Annotated in this window: 17 protein-coding genes and 2 tRNA genes; 9 read left to right on the top strand and 10 right to left on the bottom strand. The window is 62.1% G+C overall.

Going from position 1 to position 15,641, the window contains the following annotated elements:
* Positions 1-93: 93 nt before the first annotated feature.
* From AC1DZ5_RS01395 to greB, 3 genes are all read left to right on the top strand, one after another.
* Positions 94-170: transfer RNA gene (locus AC1DZ5_RS01395), tRNA-Arg, on the top strand.
* Positions 171-295: 125 nt separating this feature from the next.
* Positions 296-1,123 carry a diguanylate cyclase domain-containing protein gene (locus AC1DZ5_RS01390; RefSeq protein WP_477885297.1) on the top strand — a complete coding sequence of 276 codons (828 nt, stop codon included), beginning with the start codon at positions 296-298 and terminating at the stop codon, positions 1,121-1,123.
* Between the two features lie 87 nt (positions 1,124-1,210).
* The gene (gene greB / locus AC1DZ5_RS01385; protein ID WP_477885294.1) at positions 1,211-1,774 is read left to right on the top strand and encodes a transcription elongation factor GreB; all 564 of its coding nucleotides are present in this window, start codon (positions 1,211-1,213) and stop codon (positions 1,772-1,774) included.
* Here greB and AC1DZ5_RS01380 read toward each other — a convergent pair.
* From AC1DZ5_RS01380 to AC1DZ5_RS01365, 4 genes are all read right to left on the bottom strand, one after another.
* Entirely contained in the window at positions 1,771-4,011 is a 2,241-nt protein-coding gene (locus AC1DZ5_RS01380; RefSeq protein WP_477885292.1) for a RelA/SpoT family protein, read from the bottom strand. The genes greB and AC1DZ5_RS01380 overlap by 4 nt on opposite strands.
* A gap of 86 nt (positions 4,012-4,097) precedes the next feature.
* Entirely contained in the window at positions 4,098-4,301 is a 204-nt protein-coding gene (gene rpoZ / locus AC1DZ5_RS01375; RefSeq protein WP_477885290.1) for a DNA-directed RNA polymerase subunit omega, read from the bottom strand.
* Between the two features lie 17 nt (positions 4,302-4,318).
* Complete coding sequence (gmk, locus tag AC1DZ5_RS01370; protein ID WP_477885288.1) at positions 4,319-4,939, bottom strand: guanylate kinase; 621 nt, start codon at positions 4,937-4,939, stop codon at positions 4,319-4,321.
* A gap of 38 nt (positions 4,940-4,977) precedes the next feature.
* Entirely contained in the window at positions 4,978-5,895 is a 918-nt protein-coding gene (locus tag AC1DZ5_RS01365) for a YicC/YloC family endoribonuclease (RefSeq protein WP_477885286.1), read from the bottom strand.
* Between the two features lie 79 nt (positions 5,896-5,974).
* Here AC1DZ5_RS01365 and AC1DZ5_RS01360 point away from each other — a divergent pair, with 79 nt between their 5' ends.
* From AC1DZ5_RS01360 to AC1DZ5_RS01335, 6 genes are read left to right on the top strand one after another with little or no spacing between them, the layout of a single operon-like run.
* Complete coding sequence (locus AC1DZ5_RS01360; RefSeq protein ID WP_477885284.1) at positions 5,975-6,982, top strand: serine/threonine protein kinase; 1,008 nt, start codon at positions 5,975-5,977, stop codon at positions 6,980-6,982.
* A complete protein-coding gene (locus tag AC1DZ5_RS01355; protein WP_477885282.1) occupies positions 6,979-7,896 on the top strand; it encodes a PP2C family protein-serine/threonine phosphatase in 918 nt (305 codons plus the stop codon). The genes AC1DZ5_RS01360 and AC1DZ5_RS01355 overlap by 4 nt, the downstream gene beginning before the upstream one ends.
* Before the next feature lie 37 nt (positions 7,897-7,933).
* Positions 7,934-8,662, top strand: a complete 729-nt coding sequence (gene rph / locus AC1DZ5_RS01350) for a ribonuclease PH (protein WP_477885280.1) — start codon at positions 7,934-7,936, stop codon at positions 8,660-8,662.
* A 42-nt stretch (positions 8,663-8,704) separates the two neighbouring features.
* Positions 8,705-9,310, top strand: coding sequence for a non-canonical purine NTP pyrophosphatase (locus AC1DZ5_RS01345; protein ID WP_477885278.1), 606 nt, complete (start codon positions 8,705-8,707; stop codon positions 9,308-9,310).
* A 6-nt stretch (positions 9,311-9,316) separates the two neighbouring features.
* On the top strand, positions 9,317-10,552 hold the full coding sequence (hemW, locus tag AC1DZ5_RS01340) for a radical SAM family heme chaperone HemW (protein WP_477885276.1): 1,236 nt from the start codon (positions 9,317-9,319) through the stop codon (positions 10,550-10,552).
* Between the two features lie 25 nt (positions 10,553-10,577).
* Positions 10,578-11,261: a CBS domain-containing protein gene (locus tag AC1DZ5_RS01335; protein ID WP_477885274.1), complete on the top strand. Its 684-nt coding sequence runs from the start codon at positions 10,578-10,580 to the stop codon at positions 11,259-11,261.
* Between the two features lie 15 nt (positions 11,262-11,276).
* Here AC1DZ5_RS01335 and AC1DZ5_RS01330 read toward each other — a convergent pair whose 3' ends face one another.
* The 6 genes from AC1DZ5_RS01330 to AC1DZ5_RS01305 form a co-directional block, all read right to left on the bottom strand.
* Positions 11,277-11,981, bottom strand: coding sequence for a type 1 glutamine amidotransferase (locus AC1DZ5_RS01330; RefSeq protein WP_477885272.1), 705 nt, complete (start codon positions 11,979-11,981; stop codon positions 11,277-11,279).
* Positions 11,982-13,196, bottom strand: coding sequence for an MFS transporter (locus tag AC1DZ5_RS01325; protein WP_477885270.1), 1,215 nt, complete (start codon positions 13,194-13,196; stop codon positions 11,982-11,984).
* 30 nt (positions 13,197-13,226) lie between these two features.
* Positions 13,227-13,973 (bottom strand): hypothetical protein, encoded by a 747-nt coding sequence (locus tag AC1DZ5_RS01320; RefSeq protein WP_477885268.1) that lies wholly within the window; start codon positions 13,971-13,973, stop codon positions 13,227-13,229.
* A 167-nt stretch (positions 13,974-14,140) separates the two neighbouring features.
* Positions 14,141-14,230 (bottom strand) — tRNA-Ser (locus AC1DZ5_RS01315).
* A 13-nt stretch (positions 14,231-14,243) separates the two neighbouring features.
* A complete protein-coding gene (ureG, locus tag AC1DZ5_RS01310; RefSeq protein ID WP_477885266.1) occupies positions 14,244-14,903 on the bottom strand; it encodes an urease accessory protein UreG in 660 nt (219 codons plus the stop codon).
* 58 nt (positions 14,904-14,961) lie between these two features.
* The gene (locus tag AC1DZ5_RS01305) at positions 14,962-15,639 is read right to left on the bottom strand and encodes an urease accessory protein UreF (RefSeq protein ID WP_477885264.1); all 678 of its coding nucleotides are present in this window, start codon (positions 15,637-15,639) and stop codon (positions 14,962-14,964) included.
* Positions 15,640-15,641: the final 2 nt, after the last annotated feature.

Below are 15,641 nucleotides of genomic sequence, written 5' to 3'. Positions count from 1 at the left end.
TGGGGGCTAGCGCCCCCGGGAATCGGGGGTTGCAAAAGTTTCTACGGGTTTTCCAGAAAGCCCAAAAAACTTCGTGCTAGAATACGATGCTTAGCGGCTGTAGCTCAGTTGGATAGAGTACTTGGCTACGAACCAAGGGGTCGTGGGTTCAATTCCTGCCAGCCGCACCAAACGTGAAACCCTAGAACAGTAATGTTCTAGGGTTTTTTCGTTTCTGTACGTTGTGTGCGCTGCCGCACAGTCTGATGCTTGCCAAACCGCTAGGCTGGGGTACGTTCCGTTCAGGTAAGCTCCCATGGCCCCTTCCTCTCCGTCTCCGTCGCAGCCCGCCATACGCAGCGACTCTCTCAGCACCGTGTTGGGTCAGGCGGAGCATGTGCAGGCGTTGGTAGACGAGAGCGCCTTGGAGTTGTCCACCCTCAATTCCGTGTTGGGACAGCAAAGCGCGCAGGCCCAGTCCCAAGAGGTCAAGCGAGCTCTGGCGCAGAGCCAAGCCGTGGAAGAAAAGGTGCAAGACGCGTCGGACAAGTTGGTTCTGGTCACCCAGGCCTTGGAAAGCGAGATCAAGGAGCGCAAGGCCCTCGATGCGGAGCTGGCCTTGGTCACCCAGCAGGAAGAAGTGGCGCGCTATGCAGCCTTGCACGACCCTCTGACGGGGTTGCCGAACCGCACACTATTCAACGACCGCCTGGAACATGGCTTGGCACAGGCGCGGCGGCACGACTTGGCGTTGGCCGTCATGTTTCTGGATCTGGATGGTTTCAAGCAAGTGAATGACACCCATGGACACGATGCGGGCGACGCGGTGTTGAAGACCATCGCAGAGCGACTCAAGGAAAACACGCGGAATGACGACACCGTCAGTCGGCTGGGTGGCGATGAGTTTTTGTACCTGTTGATGGGAGCGGCAGATGAGCAGACCGTTGCCAATCTCGCCCAAAAAATCATCCATCGGGTCCAGCTTCCGTGCCAGCTCAGTACCGGCAACATCAGTGTGCTGACGAGTATTGGTATTGCGCTGTTTCCCAGAAATGGGCTAACAGTGGATGCACTCATCAACGAGGCAGATGCCGCGATGTATGCGGCCAAGCGTGACCGCACGGGCTACGCATTTGCCAAGTAACAGGGCATGGATCCGTCGCAATGCAAAGGCTGTCATCGATAGAATGAAACCAGCCGCGGAGTGCCGTGGATTGCATTGAACGGAATCATGAGCAAGGCCTTTACCAAAGAGTCTGACACGGGCACCGACGACGAGGAGCTGCAACTGCCTGCGCTGCCGTCGGGTGGCAAAAACTACATCACCCCCCAAGGCTATGCCGTGCTGCGCGACGAGTTACTCGACCTGATCGACAACGAGCGCCCCAAGATCGTGGAAGTGGTGCACTGGGCGGCCAGCAATGGTGACCGCTCCGAGAATGGCGACTACCTGTATGGCAAAAAGCGCCTGCGCGAGATTGACCGCCGCATCCGCTTTCTGACCAAGCGCCTGGAAATTGCCGAAGTAACCGACCCCACCGTGCACCATGGCAACGACCAGGTGTTCTTTGGCGCCACGGTTACGTATGTGGATGACCAGGACGTGGAGCGCACCGTCACTATCAAAGGCATTGACGAAGCCAACAGCGCGCTGGGTGAGGTGAGCTGGATCTCCCCAGTCGCCCGCACCCTGCTCAAGGCGCGCGTGGGCGATGAACTCAAGCTGGTGATGCCCGACCGCGTGGGCGACATTGAGGTGTTGCGGGTGGTCTACCCGGCACCTGCATCCAACTAACTGTTGTTGGTTGCTGTGTTGCTGCTGCGCTCTGCGCGCAGTACCGAGGGCGTACGGCGCAGGTTGCGTAGCGCAGTCTCCAGGTGGGCCGTGTCACGCACCGCAACCAAGAAACGCAGGTCTGAGGCGTCCTGCACACCGTCCTGCCCCATGTCGATGTGCAGGATGTCGGCCTCGGCCGAAGCTAGCGCTGCAGCCACTTTGGCCAGCACGCCCTTGCCATTGTTCACGGTCACCACCACGCCGGTTTTAAACGGGCGGATCGGCTCATCGGACCACTCCACACCAATGAAGCGCTCGCTGTCCTTGTTCTGCAGCTTGCGTGCCACCTGGCACTCTTCCCGGTGCACCACCAAGCCCTCGCCGCGGCCCAAATAGCCAACGATGGCATCACCGGGGATGGGGCGGCAGCAGGGCGCAAACTGCACCGAGGCATTTTCGCTGCCATCCAGTGTGATGGAGCCCAGCGAGGTGGATTCGTGCGCTGTGAAGCGCTCGCGCGTCAGCAGCAGCGCGTCGGGGCGTTCTCCGGTGTCGGCCAGCAGGGTTACCAGGCGCTTGGCTACGATGTTGGCAATGCGCTTGCCCAGGCCAATATCGGTCAGCAGCTCCTCGCGCGTCTTGTTGCCGGTGAAGCGCAGCAGCTTGTCCCACAGCGCGCTATAGCTGGGGTCCTCATCGGGGAAGCCTTCGATGCCTTCGGCGCGCAGGGCCTGTGTCAGTAGCTTGCTGCCCAGGCTCTCCGACTCGGTCTGCGCCATCGTCTTGAGGTGGTGGCGGATCTTGGAACGTGCACGCCCCGTACGCACAAAGCCCAGCCAGGCAGGGTTGGGTGTGGACACCGGCGCGGTCACCACTTCCACCACATCGCCATTCTTTAGCTCTGTGCGCAGAGGCACCTGTTCGCCATTGATACGCGCGGCCGTAGTGCGATCGCCCACATTGCTGTGGATGGCGTAGGCAAAGTCCACCACCGTAGCACCGCGTGGCAGCGCCATGATTTGGCTCTTGGGGGTGAACACATAGACCGCATCGGGGAACAGGTCCACTTTCACGTGGTCCCAGAATTCGGCGGCGTCGCGCGTTTCGTCCTGAATGTCCAGCAGCGACTGAAGCCACTTGGTGCCCAGGCGGTCGTTGGACGCATCTTCGGGGTTGTTGACCTTGTAGAGCCAGTGGGCTGCCACGCCCGATTCGGCCACCACATGCATGGCCTCGGTACGCATCTGGAACTCGACGTTGATGCCGGCCGGGCCGACCAGCGTGGTGTGCAGCGACTGGTAGCCATTGACCTTGGCAATGGCAATGTGGTCCTTGAACTTGCCGGGCACGGGCTTGTAGAGCTGGTGCAGCAGGCCCAGAGCCGTGTAGCAGTCGGTCACATTGGGTACCAGCACCCGAAAGCCGTAAATGTCGGTGACTTGGGCAAAGCTCAGGTGCTTGTCGTCCATCTTCTTGTAGATGGAGTACAGCGTCTTCTCGCGGCCCGCAATGCGCACCGGCATGTTGGCCGTGGCAAACACGGTCTCGACTTCTTTTTGCACCTTCTGGATCAGGTCGCGACGACGACTGCGTGCCTTGGCCACGGCCTTGGCCAAAATGGAATATCGCCAAGGCCGTAGGTGGCGAAACGAGAGATCCTGCAGCTCGCGGTAGGTCTGATTCAGGCCCAGGCGGTGCGCGATGGGTGCGTAAATGTCCAGCGTTTCGGAGGCAATGCGCCCCCACTTGGCGCGCGGCATGTCTGACAGTGTGCGCATATTGTGCGAACGGTCGGCCAGCTTGATCAGGATGACGCGCACATCGCGCGCCATGGCCAACAGCATCTTGCGGAAGGACTCGGCCTGGTTTTCTTCGCGGGTGTTGAACTGCAGCTTGTCCAACTTGGTCAGGCCGTCCACCAGCTCGGCCACGGGTGAGCCAAACTTTTCGATGAGCTCGGTCTTGGTGACGCCACAGTCTTCGATGGCGTCATGCAACAGGGCTGACATCAGGGCCTGGGCGTCCAGCTTCCATTCGGCGCACTGGGCGGCCACGGCAATGGGGTGGGTGATGTAGGGCTCGCCGTTGTTGCGCATCTGGCCCAGGTGGGCCTCGTCGGCAAACCGGTAGGCCAGGCGCACCTGCTCCACATCGCTGGGGCTCAAGTAGTCCAGCTTGGCCGTTAGTCCGGCAAAACTGGCAGCTACTGCATTGGCAGCCGCAGCGGGGGATGTGAGATGTGGAGTGCTACCCATGGCGTAAATGTAGCGTGCAGATCAGAGCGCTGCTGTACAGACGAAAAAAAGCACCGCAAGCGGTGCTTTTTTGAGAGCGGAGTGGCTCAGAGAGGCACTTTTTTCAGCATCTCAATGCCGATCTTGCCAGCCGCGATTTCGCGCAAAGCGGTCACGCCTGGCTTGTTCTTGCTCTCGATTTTGGCGGTGTGGCCTTGGCTGAGCATGCGGGCGCGGTAAGTGGCTGCCAGAACCAGTTGGAAGCGATTGGGGATCTGCACGAGGCAGTCTTCAACAGTGATGCGGGCCATGGAAATCTCCGGGAAAACTAGAGGATGTTCAGCGCTTGGAATGTCTCGGCACGGGCGCGGCGCTGTGCCGAAATTTTGAGCCGCTGAGAGTGGACGATGGCTTTCAGGTCGAAAAGCGCACGGTCAAATAACTCGTTGATTATAACGAAGTCGAATTTCGCGACCTGGGCCACCTCGATTTGGGCGTTTTTCATGCGCATGTCGATGACCTCGGGCGAGTCTTCACCCCGGCGCTCGAGCCGGGAGCGCAACTCTTCCCAGCTGGGGGGGAGGATGAAGATGCAGATCGCGTTGGCAAAGACCTTTTTGATTTGCACGGCACCCTGGAAGTCGATTTCCAGGATCACATCCGCGCCCTGGGCCATGCGGTCTTCAATCGCCTTCTTGGAGGTGCCGTAGCGCTGGCTGTGCACATGGGCCCACTCGACAAAGGCATCAGCGGCCACCATGGCGTCAAATTCTTGCTGGGAGACAAAGAAGTATTCGCGCCCGTGCTTTTCCTGGCCGCGCGGCGGGCGCGTGGTGTGGGACACCGAGGGCTGCAGCCGGGAATCCAGCTCTAGCAGCGCCTTGCACAGACTGGACTTACCCGCCCCGCTGGGGGCTGCGACGACAAAGAGATTTCCGGGGTAGTCCATTGACATTGGCTCCGATAAAGCGGGTGGCTGAAGTCGCCTTATTCTAAGTTCTGAACCTGCTCACGCATTTGTTCGATCAACACCTTCATGTCCACCGAGATATGCGTCAGCTCCAGTGCCGCTGATTTGGAGCCCATGGTGTTGGCCTCGCGGTGCAGCTCCTGGATCAAAAAGTCCAGCCGTTTGCCGATCTCGCCGCCTTTTTTGATCAGGCGCTCCAGCTCGTCCAAGTGAGAGTTCACGCGGGTGATTTCTTCGGCCACGTCGATGCGGATGGCAAACGCCGTAGCCTCGGTCAGTGCGCGGTCTTGCGCGGCTTCGGGCAGCGTGGCACCGTCGGTCAGGGCCATGGCCTCTTTCCAGCGCTCCATGAAACGGGTGCGCTGCTGTTCCACCAGCTTGGGCACCAGCGGGCCGGCCTGTTCGGCCAGGGCGCGCAACTGGGTGATGTGGCCCAGCAGCATGGTGGCCAGGCGGGCGCCTTCGCGCTGGCGCGCGGCCAGCAGTTCCTTCAATGTCTTTTCTGCCAGCGGCATCACGTCGGCACTCCAGTCGCGCTGGCTGCCTTGTTCTGCAGCGGCCAGGCGGATCACGTCGGCCACGCTCAGCGGGTTGGCGCTGGGCAGCCAGGCGCGGATGCTGTCCTGCGCAGCGTTCAGGCGTTGCAGCAGCTTGGGGGTGGGGTCGGGGATGTTGCTGGCGCTGGTGGTTTCCACCGAGGCACGCACTTCAATCTTGCCGCGCTTGAGCTTGGCACCCAGCAGTTCGCGCAGGGCCGGTTCGAACTGGCGCAGGTCTTCAGGCAGGCGAAACGTGAGGTCCAGGAAGCGGCTGTTGACCGAGCGGATCTCCAGGCCGAGCTGGGTGATGGGCTGGTTTTTGGGCTCGCCTTCCGGGGTGCTGGTGGCTGTGCTGTGCTGGGCACTGGCATAGCCAGTCATGCTGTAAACTGGCATCACGGGTTCTCGCTGCGTTGAAACGGCCCCGAGAATAACCCGGTTCCCACGCAACCGACGAGCCCATACCCCGCAATTTATGTCAAAGGTCAAGCCAGCACCCCTTCCCCCCGAGACCATCATTGGCGGCTATCGCATCATTCGCAAGGTTGCCGCCGGGGGATTTGGGTTGGTGTACTTGGCGCTCGATTCGGAAGGCCAGCAGGTGGCCGTCAAGGAATACCTGCCGTCCTCTCTGGCCAGCCGCGCACCCGGCGAGCTGCTGCCCCAGGTGCAGCCAGAAAAACTCTCGCTGTACCGGCTGGGCCTGAAGAGCTTTTTTGAAGAAGGTCGTTCGCTGGCACAAATCTCCCACCCTTCGGTGGTGAGCGTGCTGAACTTCTTCCGTGAGAACGAAACTGTTTATATGGTGATGAACTACCTGGAGGGGGCGGCCCTGCAGGACTTCATCGTCACCGCGCGCGACCAGAAGAAGAGCAAGGTGTTCCGCGAGTCCACCATCCGATCGCTGTTTGATGAAATCCTGCGCGGGCTGCGCATCGTGCACCAGCACAAGATGCTGCACCTGGACATCAAGCCCGCCAACATCTTCATCACCGACGACAACCGATCCGTGCTAATTGACTTTGGTGCCGCCCGCGAGGTGCTGAGTAAAGAGGGCAACTTCATTCGCCCCATGTACACACCCGGGTTTGCCGCCCCAGAGATGTACCGCCGCGATGCCTCCATGGGCCCGTGGACCGACATCTACGCCATTGGGGCCTGTATCTACGCCTGCATGCAAGGCTATCCGCCCAACGAAGCACCGCAGCGCCTGGAAAAAGACCGCATCTCCACGGCGCTGGCGCGCCTGCGCGGTGTGTATTCCGACAACCTGATTGAGGTGGTGGAGTGGTGCATGTCGCTGGACCCGCTGTCGCGCCCGCAGTCGGTGTTTGCTTTGCAAAAGGAGTTGTCCCGCGAGGGCGAGCGCCGTTACACCAAGCTCACCGTGGGCGAGAAGGTGCGCATGCAGTTTGATTCCATGGTGGCGGACACCAAGAAGACCGTGCAAGGTGCGGTGGCGGCCTCGGGCAAACCCAAATGAAATTTTCTGTCTTCCAGATCAGCCGCAAGGGCGGCCGTGAAAAAAATGAAGACCGCATGGGGTATTGCTACACCAAGTCGTCGGGCCTGTTTTTGCTGGCCGACGGCATGGGTGGGCACCCTGAGGGCGAGGTCGCCGCGCAGATGGCCTTGCAGGTCATCTCTGCGCTGTACCAAAAGGAAGCCTCGCCCGAGATTGAGGACGTGAATGCGTTCTTTCACCGTGCGGTGATGGCCGCACACCGGCAAATCTTGCGCTATGCCGCTGAGAAGCACCTGGCCGATACCCCGCGCACGACGCTGGTGGCAGCTGTGGTGCAACACGGCTCTGCGCACTGGGTGCACTGCGGCGATTCTCGCCTCTACTTTGTGCGCCAGGGTGAGCTGCTGGCCCGCACGCGGGACCATTCCTACATGGAGCAGCGCGAAGGCGAGGAACGCCCTTTGGCGTCTGCGGCCGCGGTGTTCAACCGCAACGTGCTCTACACCTGCCTGGGGTCGCCGACCAAACCCGTGTTTGACATCACCGGCCCGGTGCCGCTGCAGCAGGGCGACCGCATGATGCTGTGCTCCGACGGACTCTGGGGCACGGTGGATGATTCCAACATCGTCTACCAGATGGCGCAGAAGCCCGTGCCCGTGGCGGCCCCCGATCTGGTGGAGATGGCGCTGGTCAATGGCGGCCCGCACTGCGACAACGTGACACTGATCGCCATGGAGTGGGAAACGCCGGACAGCTTCGAATCCACCCGCGGGGCTATTTCCACGGACAACATTGAGGACGGTGTGTTCGCTTCCACGGTGCAGGCCGGCTGGCTGGACTCTGATGTCGACGACCTGGACGATGCGGCCATTGAACGCTCCATTGCCGAAATCAACGAGGCGATTCGCCGTTCCGCTGCACGCAAGGCCTGAGGCCCGCGCTGCGGCATCCATTGCCTGAAGGACTCCCATGACTGCATTCGTTCGCAGCGGTGCGCGCGCCGCCAATGCCTTGCGCCCGGTGCGCATCACCCGCCACTACACCATGCACGCCGAAGGCTCGGTGCTCATCGAGTTCGGCAACACCAAGGTGCTGTGCACCGCGTCGGTGGAAGAGCGCGTGCCGCCGCACAAGCGTGGCAGTGGTGAGGGCTGGGTGACGGCCGAATACGGCATGCTGCCGCGCGCCACCCACAGCCGCAACGACCGTGAAGCTGCCAAAGGCAAACAGAGTGGCCGTACACAAGAGATCCAACGCCTCATTGGCCGCGCGCTGCGTGCCATCTTTGATTTGAAGAAACTGGGCGAGCGCACCATCCAGCTGGACTGTGATGTGATTCAGGCCGACGGCGGTACCCGCACAGCCGCCATCACCGGGGCCTTTGTGGCGGCGCAGGATGCGGTGAACGGCTTGCTGAAGGCCGGCAAGATCACCGAGTCACCCATCATTGCCGCTGTGGCCGCTATCAGTGTGGGCATCGTGCAGGGTACGCCGCTGCTGGACCTGGAGTACACCGAGGACTCGGCCTGCGACACCGACATGAATGTGGTGATGACAGGTGCGGGCCACTTCGTGGAAGTGCAGGGCACGGCGGAGGGCGTGGCGTTCACGCGCGCCGAGATGGACCAACTGCTCGGGCTGGCCGAGAAAGGCATTACCGAGCTGATGGCTTTGCAACAGCAATCGCTATCAAATTAATAGCTGCTCGCGCAATAAGTACGGGGGCTATAGGCGAATTTTATGAAAATTGTTCTCGCATCCAACAACCAAGGCAAGCTGGTCGAACTGCAGGCCATGTTTGGTGCATTGGGTTGCACGCTGGTGCGCCAGGGCGACCTGGGCGTGCCTGAGGCCCCCGAGCCCTACCGCACCTTCGTGGAGAACGCGCTGACCAAGGCGCGCAATGCCGCCCAGCACACCGGTTTGCCAGCGTTGGCAGACGATGCCGGCTTGTGTGTGGACGCTTTTGGCGGACTGCCTGGGGTGGATACGGCCTATTACGCCACCCAGCACGGGTATGCCAAGGGCGACGACAACAACGTGACTGCGCTGCTGGAGCAGATGCAGGACATCGACAACCGCCGCTGTGCGATGGTCAGCACGCTGGTGGCCGTGCGTTCACCCGAAGACCCCGAACCGTTGATTGCTGTGGGCCGTGTGGTGGGTGAGGTGGCGCGGGAGCGGCTGGGCACCAACGGCTTTGGTTTTGACCCGGTGATGTGGATTCCCGAGTTTGGCCAAACCTTTGCCCAACTGCCCGTGGAGGTGAAAAACGCGCACAGCCACCGGGGCCGCGCTGCGCAAGCCATGGCCGCGTTGATCCGCAGCAACTGGCTGGGGGCCTGAGCGGCCATGATCCCGATCACGCCGGTCCATGAGGGTGCAACAGAAGCCGCGGTACAGCGTGACATCCAGCACTACATGCGGCCCGGCACCTTGCAGCTGGCTGCGCTGCCGCCTCTGTCGCTGTATGTGCACCTGCCCTGGTGCCTGAAGAAGTGCCCGTACTGCGACTTCAATTCCCATGAGCAAAGTGCGGCAGGGCTGCAGGAGCAACGTTATATAGATGCAGTAATTGCCGATCTGGAAGCCGCGCTACCGCTGATCTGGGGTCGCACGGTGCACAGCATTTTCATTGGCGGCGGCACGCCCAGCCTGTTCTCGCCGCAGTCTATCGACCGCCTGCTGGCCGACATCCGCGCGCGCCTGCGGTTGGAGGCCAACTGCGAAATCACCATGGAAGCGAACCCCGGCACGTTTGAGAAAGACCGTTTCAAGGCCTTCCGCAGCGCCGGTGTGAAGCGCCTGTCTATCGGTGTGCAGAGCTTCAACGACGACCACCTCAAGGCCTTGGGCCGCGTGCACGACCGTGCGCAGGCGCTGGCCGCGGTGGAAGAGGCCGCGCAGTCGTTTGATACCTTTAACTTGGACATCATGTACGCGCTGCCCGGCCAGACGATGGAGCAGCTGGATGTGGACATGAAACTGGCGCTGCAGTTCGCGCCGCCCCACATCTCCATCTACCACCTGACTATCGAACCCAATACCTACTTCGCCAAATTCCCGCCGCAGATTCCCGAGGACGACACGGCCTACGCCATGCTGGACCACATCACCGAGCTGACGGGTGTGGCGGGGTTGGAGCGCTACGAGGTGTCGGCCTATGCCAAGCCCGCGCACCGCTGTTTCCACAACCTCAACTATTGGCAGTTTGGTGATTACCTAGGCATAGGCGCGGGCGCGCACAGCAAGCTCAGTTTTGCCCACCGCGTAGTGCGCCAAGTCCGGTTTCGCGACCCTGCGCGCTATATGGAACAGGCGCTGGCCGGCAACGCGCTGGCACAGGACAACGAGGTGGCGCGTGCTGATCTGCCGTTTGAGTACATGCTCAATGCACTGCGCCTGCGCAATGGTTTTGGGCTGCGTGATTTCACTGAACGCACCGGCCTGGCCATCACCGCTATCGAGGCTGGCCTGCAAGAAGCCGAGCGCAAGGGACTGATCGAACGCGACTTTGCGCGCGTGCGACCCACGGTGCGTGGCTTCGACTTTTTGAGTGACTTGCAGGAACTTTTCCTGCAAGAATAGCCCCACGCTCCGGAAAGGGGACATCATGTTTTCGGTCTACGGCACGGCAGGACGGGTATTTCGCGGCACGCTGGAAGAGTTGCGCCGCGTGGGTGCCACCACCGGCCTGGCCCGCGCGCGGGGCGTTGCCCCCATCGAACAGGACGCGCAGGACCACGGCCCCTCCCACTTTGGCGACTTGCTGACCGCACCGCCCGCAGAGCCCCCCACAGACCTGGCCCACCGCAGTGCATTGGCCGCCTACGAAGAGGTGCGCAAACCGGAGCTGCCACGCCAGCCGCTGACGCGGGTAGATGCCATCATGAGCGCCAAAGTGGTCACCGTGCCCGACAGTTTCAACGTGGAGCAAGCCTGGGCGCTGCTGGGCCAGCATGGCATTGGGCAGGCGCCTGTGGTCTCTGTAGCTGGGGTGCTGGTGGGGTTACTGTCACGGGCCGAGCTGATGCGCCCGGACCGCCTGCCCAAGGCCGACAGCCACCCACTGGTGTGGCGTGCGCTGCTGGCACAAAGCGTGATGGACCTGATGTGGACGCCCGTGCCCAGCGTGGCCGCGGACACCGATATCCGCCGCGTGGCGCGCGTGCTGCTGGACACCGGATTGCCCGGCCTGCCCGTGGTGGATGAGCAAGGCATGGTGACCGGCTTTGTCTCGCGCTCCGACATCCTGCGCGCCGTAGTGGCCGACCCGCCGCTGGACCTGTGGACCTGAGCCCCGCGAGTTGACTCAGCGGCGCAGGCCTTGCGCCCAGCGTGCATAGAGGCTGCTGGCAATCGCCTGGCTGTGGGCGAGATCCTGCTGCAGTGTGCGCAGGATTGCTTGCGGCGTTTGCACCGCGGGGCCAGAGGTACGGAGCATGAGCTCTGCGCCATCCCGCAGCCATTCCAGCAATTTGGCTTCGTCCACTTCGCAATGGAACTGCATGCCCAGATGCATATCGTTGACCACAAAGGCCTGGTTGGCACACCACGTTCCTCGCAGCATCGGCATGGCGCCAGCGGGGATGCTGAAGGATTCACTGTGCCATTGGAACTGGCGCAGAGGGCTGTGCGGGCCCACCCACGTCACACCTTCGGGGTTGGCAAGCTCCAGGTCGGTCCAGCCAATCTCGGTCTGCTCGGCTGCCTGCACCGTGCCGCCCAGCGCGCGGCTCATGAGCTGGCCACCCAGGCAGTGGCCGATGACGGGAATATCGGCAACCATGGCTTGGCGAATCTGGTCGAGCAGGCGTGGGTAGTAAGGCAGCGGGTCATTGGCGCTCATGGCGCCACCCAAGATGCACAGGCCGGAATGAGCCAGGATGTCGGCTGGCAAGGCCTCGCCCAGGTGCATGCGGTGCAGGGTGAAGGGGATGCCACGGGTTTGCAACCACGTGGCAAAGAACGCAGGGCCGTCGTCGGCCAGGTGCTGGACGATGGCAACAGGCGGCATTCAGTCCTTTTCCATGCGGTCGCGCTGGGCCAGCGCGGGGAACAGCTTGAACCACAGGCCTGCCACCAGCACCGTGCCTACGCCGCCCACCACCACCGATCCCACGGGCCCGAACAGGACGGCCGTGGCACCCGATTCAAATTCGCCCAACTGGTTGGAGGCCCCAATGAAAATCGAGTTGACCGCCGAAACGCGGCCGCGCATCTCATCCGGCGTTTCCAGCTGTACCAGCGTGCTGCGGGTCACCACGCTGATGCAGTCGGCCGCCCCTGTGACAGCCAGGGCCATGAGCGAGAGCCAGAAGTACTGCGACAGCCCAAAGACCACTGTGGCCAAGCCAAAGATGCCCACCGCAATCAGCAGCCGCTTGCCCACATAGCGGCGCAGTGGCCAGCGGGCTACGGCCAGCGACATGAGCAGCGCACCCACGGCGGGTGCACCGCGCAGCAGGCCCAGGCCCACGGGGCCGGTGTGCAGGATGTCGCGTGCATAAATGGGCAGCAACGCCGTGGCACCGCCCAGTAGCACAGCAAACAAATCGAGCGAGGTGGCGCCCAGAATTAGCTTGCGCTGCCAGACAAAGGCCACGCCCGCAAACAGCGACGCCCAGGTGGCCGCCAGGTGCGAGGGCCGGTGTTCGTAGCGCACGGCCAATATCAGCAGCCCCGCGGTGAGCATGAGCACGGTGCAGCAAATGTAGACATTGATGGCACCCGTGACGTACAGCAAACCGCCCAAGGCCGGACCGCTGATGACGGCGATCTCCATGCCCGTGGAGCTGAGTGCCACCGCCTGCGCCAGCAAGCTGGGTGGTACCAGCAGCGGCACCAGCGCCTGTTGCGCGGGCATCTGGAAGGCACGGGTCAGACCCAGCACGACGGCGATGCCGAGGATCAGTTCGCGCGACGCAAAGTGCCCCGCCGTAGCACTAACCAGGGTGGCACCCACCAGCGCCTGCACGAACATGCAGGCGGCAAAAATACGCCCACGGTGCAAGCGGTCCGCCAGGTGGCCGGCAGGCAGGGTCATGACCAGGGCAGGAACGAACTGGAAGAGGCCGACCAGGCCCAAGTCCCAGGGGCTGGAGGTCAGGTCATACATGTGCCATGCCACCGCCACCATGAGCATCTGGTTGCCCATGATGCCGGCCAGCCGGGCCAGCCAGTAACGAATGAAAGCGCTTTGTTGGGAGAGTCGCGGGGCTTCTTGGGTCATGGACGCCCAATTATCCCCGGCCAAGGGTAGTCAGTAGTCCAGGCGAACCTTGATGGAGGCGTCCGATTTGTCGTAGCCGTATAGCTCGGCATTGCTGATGTTGCGCATATAGCTCAGTTGGGGCCGTACCGAAATGCCCTTGCTCACCGCCCAGGTGACCCCCAGGGACAGGTCATAGAGGGATTCTTCCCGCGCAAAGCCGTACAGGCTGTTGGTGCCCACATACCTGGCACGCGTAGCCCCAAAGGTGACGTAGGCGCCCCACCGGTCATTGAAGCTGCGCTGGAGCAGTGCGCGGGGACCAAAAAACTGTTTGTCACCGTCCTCCCGCCCGCTGGGGGCCAATTCCATCCCCCCTGCCGCAGTCAGACTGAAGAGGGTGCTGCCGTCTCCTAAAGCAGTGAGCCAGCCTACCGACAAGGTATTGGTTTGCGTGGCTTGGTTTTGACCTCCCAGCGTGGGGTATTGGGCCCGGTTGCTGGTGGTTCCGCCCAGAGAGAGCTGGTTGCCGCCGTCTAGCGGATAACGCCAGTCAGCGCTCAGCCCGGTCGCATCGCGGTAGGAGGAGTTGCTGATCGCAAGGCTGTCGGTTGTAGAGAAGGGGCGCACCTGCAATGAGCCGCCCAAGTATCTGATACTGCCGCGCGCGTCCAAGCGAATGGCGCACGTGTGATCGCAGTCGGGTTGCGCCCACGCAGAAGAGGCTGCCAGTGCTGCGCACAGGCCGAGGAGGGTGAAGGTAAGGTGCCGCGCCGTACGGCTGGTCGGAAGTGTCATACCGTTCCTCCTTAGTCAATTCACAGACTGTGGCCCTATTTTGCTGGCGCTGTCCGTAAATAAGTATAGGAAGTCCGGGCTATTTCAGGCGGAATTTTTTGCCGGAGGGGGTAGGAATTGGCGACCAGTGGGGCTGTTTGCCGTATGAATGGCTGGCGCGGAGGGTGTGGCGGAAGCTGTGAGATTCGAACTCACGGAGGACTCACATCCTCGCCGGTTTTCAAGACCGGTGCCTTAAACCGCTCGGCCAAGCTTCCAGAGCTGCGTATTCTAGCTGGCCTTGAGCATGCCCTTGGTTTCGATGAAGGCGATCACATCCTGCAGGCCGGTCAGGTCTTTCAGGTTGGTCATCACAAAGGGTTTGAGGCCTTTGGCGGTGTTGCGCATGCGTTCGGTGTCGCTGCGCATCACGTCCAGATTGGCGCCCACGTAGGGGGCCAGATCGGTCTTGTTGATGACAAAGAGGTCACTCTTGGTAATGCCAGGGCCGCCTTTGCGCGGGATTTTTTCACCGGCGGCGACGTCGATCACGTAGATGGTGAGGTCGCTGAGTTCGGGGCTGAAGGTGGCGGCCAGGTTGTCGCCGCCGCTTTCCACAAACACGATGTCGGCGTTGGGAAAGTCCACTAGCATGCGGTCTATGGCTTCCAGGTTGATGGAGCAGTCTTCGCGGATGGCGGTGTGCGGGCAGCCGCCGGTTTCCACGCCCATGATGCGTTCAGCTGGCAAGGCACCGCTCACGGTCAGCAGGCGCTGGTCTTCCTTGGTGTAGATGTCGTTGGTGATGGCGACCAGGTCGTACTGTTCGCGCATGGCCTTGCACAGCATCTCCAATAGTGTGGTCTTGCCGGAACCCACCGGGCCGCCTATGCCCACGCGCAGGGGAGGGAGGTTCTTGGTGCGATTGGCGATGTGGTGTAGGTTGGACATGGTAGTTGCTATGAATAAAGGAGCTGCTTGCGCAATGGATACGGGGGCTAGAGGCCGATTACGATCTAAAAAGGCGTGAGTACTGCACTTCGTGCTGGCTGCTCAGGATGGCGAGCATGGGGGAAAACGCCTGGCGGCTGTCGTCGTCTAGTGCCAGGGCGTGGTCGATGGCAGCGGGAATTTCGGCGGTCAACGCGGACAGGATGCGCTGGCCCGCGCTCTGGCCCAGGGGCACCGATTTGATGGCCGCCTGGGTCATGTTCTCGGCCCAGCCGAAGGCATAGGCCAACAGGCATTCGCGCACCGGTGCCTGCGTGGCACTGGCCGCCAGGGCGTAAGCGACGGGGTAGGTGGGCAACTGCCCGGCCAGCACGGCAATTTGCGCAGGGGTGGCCGTGGTGTGGTTCTTCAGCCATTCCAGCAGGCTCTTGCCCATTTGCTCGGTCTGGGCGCGCAGCTCGGCGCTCTCGCGGGTTTGCAGCACCCAGGCGTTCAATGCGGCTACCCGCGGCATGTCATTCGCGCGCCAGGCCGCTATGGCCTGGGCCACGGCGGGCAGGTCGGAGCGTGCCAGTGTCAGGTGCAACTGGTCCACCAGCCAAGTGGATGCTTCACTTTCTGTAGCAGCCCGCGCAGTGTCTACGGCGGCTTCCAGGCATTCTGAGTATGAGAACCCGCCAATCGGCAAGGCCGGCGAGGCCAGCCACATCAGCTGCATCAGGCTCGAATCAAGCATGG

This window comes from Rhodoferax sp. P1_F3 (genome assembly GCF_056405715.1).
The sequence above is the reverse complement of the archived record's forward strand: the minus strand, read 5'-3'. Positions and strand labels throughout refer to the sequence as shown.